1 protein-coding gene is annotated in these 876 nt (G+C 72.3%); it reads right to left on the bottom strand.

The annotated features are described in order from the left end of the window. Positions 1-422 precede the first annotated feature (422 nt). A partial coding sequence (locus ACJA3G_RS37820) for a UTRA domain-containing protein (protein ID WP_406557521.1) occupies positions 423-876 on the bottom strand: 454 nt, incomplete at its 5' end.

Below are 876 nucleotides of genomic sequence, written 5' to 3'. Positions count from 1 at the left end.
CGCGCAGTTCCCCGCGCCCCTGATCTGCCCGGGGTTCGTCTGCGGGCCGTGTGTGGCTGGTCGCGCAGTTCCCCGCGCCCCTGGGGTTCGTCTGCGGGCCGTGACCGAACCCCGGCCCCCAAAGGGGCGCGAGGAACTGCGCGACCAGCCACACACGGCCCGCAGACGAACCCCGGGCAGATCAGGGGCGCGGGGAACTGCGCGCTCAGCCACGCACGACCCGCAGACGAAGTCCGGGCAGATCAGGGGCGCGGGGAACTGCGCTCAGCCACACACGACCCGCAGACGAACCCCCGGCAGATCAGGGGCGCGGGGAACTGCGCGACCAGCCACCCACCCGTCCGCAGACGACCCCCGGGCACAACAGCTCCGCTGGGAACCGCGCGCTCAGCCACAGCGCACCCGCAGCCAAGAGGACCCCGTTACCGCGACGCCTCCACCGTGACCGAGAAGGCGAAACGGTCCCCCCGGTACCGGATCCGGGCCACGTCCACCACCCGGCCCGCCGCGTCGTACGACACCCCCGTGTAGTGCAGGATCGGTGACAGCAGCGGGACCTCCAGGAGCTCCGCCGTCCGGGGGTCCGCCAGTCTCGCCTCGACCGTGTCGGTGATCCGGCTGATCCTGACCCCGACCGAATCCCGCAGCACCTTCGTCATCGGCCACCGTTCGAGGTCGCGGACGTCGATGGAGGCCGCGAGTTCCGGGCGGACCGCGTTCTCCGCCCAGTTCGTGGGCTCACCGCTCGCGCCGTCGCGGCGCAGACGGCGGTAGGTGACCACCGAGTCGCAGTCGGGGAAGTACTCCGCGAGCTCCCCCGGCACAGGTGACCACCGAGTCGCAGTCGGGGAAGTACTCCGCGAGCTCCCCCGGCAC

The organism is Streptomyces sp. YS-3, assembly GCF_045257485.1.
In the GTDB taxonomy this organism is placed as follows: Bacteria; Actinomycetota; Actinomycetes; order Streptomycetales; family Streptomycetaceae; genus Streptomyces.
The sequence above is the reverse complement of the archived record's forward strand: the minus strand, read 5'-3'. Positions and strand labels throughout refer to the sequence as shown.